This is a genomic window from Pricia antarctica (assembly GCF_900101815.1).
GTDB classification, from domain to species: Bacteria; Bacteroidota; Bacteroidia; order Flavobacteriales; family Flavobacteriaceae; genus Pricia; species Pricia antarctica.
In genome coordinates this window covers 1-2,225 of sequence record NZ_FNAO01000031.1, presented here as the reverse complement: position 1 = coordinate 2,225, position 2,225 = coordinate 1, and the positions used below count along the sequence as shown (strand labels likewise).

4 protein-coding genes are annotated in these 2,225 nt (G+C 37.0%); all 4 read left to right on the top strand.

What is annotated here, in order from left to right:
- Positions 1-157 precede the first annotated feature (157 nt).
- Positions 158-364: a hypothetical protein gene (locus BLT07_RS20490; protein WP_139205190.1), complete on the top strand. Its 207-nt coding sequence runs from the start codon at positions 158-160 to the stop codon at positions 362-364.
- Between the two features lie 351 nt (positions 365-715).
- Positions 716-1,009, top strand: a complete 294-nt coding sequence (locus BLT07_RS20480) for a hypothetical protein (RefSeq protein ID WP_091874467.1) — start codon at positions 716-718, stop codon at positions 1,007-1,009.
- Positions 1,010-1,029: 20 nt separating this feature from the next.
- Positions 1,030-1,248, top strand: coding sequence for a hypothetical protein (locus tag BLT07_RS20475; protein ID WP_091874465.1), 219 nt, complete (start codon positions 1,030-1,032; stop codon positions 1,246-1,248).
- Positions 1,245-1,826 carry a hypothetical protein gene (locus BLT07_RS20470; RefSeq protein ID WP_091874462.1) on the top strand — a complete coding sequence of 194 codons (582 nt, stop codon included), beginning with the start codon at positions 1,245-1,247 and terminating at the stop codon, positions 1,824-1,826. The genes BLT07_RS20475 and BLT07_RS20470 overlap by 4 nt, the downstream gene beginning before the upstream one ends.
- Positions 1,827-2,225: the final 399 nt, after the last annotated feature.

Sequence of the window (2,225 nt, the reverse complement as noted above, 5' to 3'; positions counted from 1 at the left end):
AGCTTTTCTTTTAAGCTCCATTTCTTGTATTTCATATCTCAAAGGTATATTTTGAAATCTGAAATATCACTCCGAACTATTAGGGGGCTAAACTAGGCACCATCACTCCGAAATAACCACCTGATCAGTTCGCAGGCAGTTCCCTAAAAAAATACTTTTGCCAACAGAACCTATGGGCAATGCGGGCACAGGTGCTTTACCTAAGGTCCGGGCCTGCCGAGCGGCTCCGCAAAATCTTTTGGATTTTGCTTTGGAGAAGAAAAAAGTATACCAAAACAATAAGCTTTTGCTAGGTGCGCGGCCGGAAGGTCGGTGCCTGTCCGCTCCCGAACTGCTCATAGCTTGGGCGTTGTGCTTAATATGAAAAAACAATATTTAACATTACTTATCGCTTCATTTTTAGCCATAAGTTGTAAGTCTCAAGAGTTGATTTGTTCTGATTTCCAAATTGGAACATTTTATATTCCCACAACCGAAGAGTTAAAAAAAATGTCCGTTGTAACAAACGATAGTATAAGGGACTTTAAAATTGAACTGGATTCTATACAATACTCCCAATCTGTAGGACAGTTAAAAGGTATTACTTAGTTTATTATGATGCTATCTTCTTAACGGCATAAACTTGATCTGGTGGCACTTTTCCTATTTCCGTGTGTCTTCTTTTGGTATTATAAAATTCGATGTACTCGCTTACCATTTCATATAGGTCAAGGCCGTGAATAAAACAGTAATTATTCGAAAAGAAAAAAGTCAGACTGAGTGGACAAACGGAATTGGTAATGGAATTCCAAAACATGAAATTATTGAGTGGATAGATAATTGTACGTATCGCCTAACATATGATTCGTCTATGACGAAATTGGACGAGACTGAAAAGTGGATCAACGAGAATAATGGAATTGTTGTTTCAAAGCGAAAAATAGAAGGAAAATGTATGTTTTACAATGCTACAATGACAACAAATGACGGACAAAAGATTTCGCAGAAAGGTACAATCTGTGCGGAATAATACTAAGCACAACAAAACCTATGGGCAATGCGGGCGTAAGTGCCTATCCGAAGGGCCTGGGCGTTTTTTCGGGCACCGCAAAATCTTTTGGATTTTGCTTTTACGCGGGACAAGATAAAACCAAAACAAAAAGATTTTCGCTATCGCATGGCGGAAAGGCAGGTGCGTTCGACCCCGCACTGCACATAGCTATGGCGTTACCAACTATTTTAAAAACCAACCAATATTCGATTAAATGAAAAGAAGAAACTCTATTTTTTTAATAATAGTCTTCGTTATATATGCGAGCTGTTCCGAGAAAAATCCCGAGTATCTAATTTTAGGGAAAAAATCTCTTGACAAAGAAAATTATTCCCTAGCAAGAAACCAGTTTTTAACAATTAAATCAGATAATTTAGATTATGACAAAGCACAAGAATATATTAAGAAAATCGATAGTATCGAGAAGGTTATTTTAAAAAAAAGCATCCTGAAGGATTCTATAGCAAAAATAGAAAGTAATAAATTGAGGAAAAAATACGCTGGGACTTATAAGATAGAGGTTTCAGGAACTTCCTCGAAAGAACAAGTCGAAGTATATATTTTAAATACAGATGGTAAAGCTGAATGGTTATGGATTAACTATGGTAAAAGTAAAACTGGAATTACGGATGACCGAAAATCTGGAGATTGGATTGCTGATACAAATAGCATAACTATCAGTATCAAGGGTAATTCCGGCATGATTTCCGAAACTTATCAGGAAAAAAACGGCTCTTTAATAAATAAACAACTTAGCAAGCGTCGACTGGAAAGGACTAAAGAGATTTTTAAATAACGAAAAACCTATCGTCAGCGAAAACCAAATAAACCAAAGAAAGAATATGGACTTCTTACTCGGGCGGATTAAAAAATTTGTAGTAGCTGAATTTGAGCATTTTAGCGGGAAAAAAAGTTGGTAACAAAGCCTATACTCAATGCGGGCGTAAGTGCCTAGATCAAAGGTCTGGGCGTGTCGACGAGCACCGCAAAATCTTTTGGATTTTGCTTTTACGCGGGACAAATTAAAACCAAAACAAAAAGATTTTTGCTATTGCGTGGCGGAAAAGTAGTTTCGTGCAGCCCCGCACTGAGCATAGCCCGAGAGTGTAAACTGAACTCTGTCTGAAATAAATTTAATCATTAATTTTATTCAGACAGAACCATGAGAAAAGAAGAACAAACGGAATTCGAGAAA

Excerpts from the sequence above, each read along its gene's own strand:
- BLT07_RS20475 (WP_091874465.1), top strand. The coding sequence starts at position 1,030 with ATGGGCAATGCGGGCGTAAGTGCCTATCCGAAGGGCCTGGGCGTTTTT.
- BLT07_RS20470 (WP_091874462.1), top strand. The coding sequence starts at position 1,245 with ATGAAAAGAAGAAACTCTATTTTTTTAATAATAGTCTTCGTTATATAT.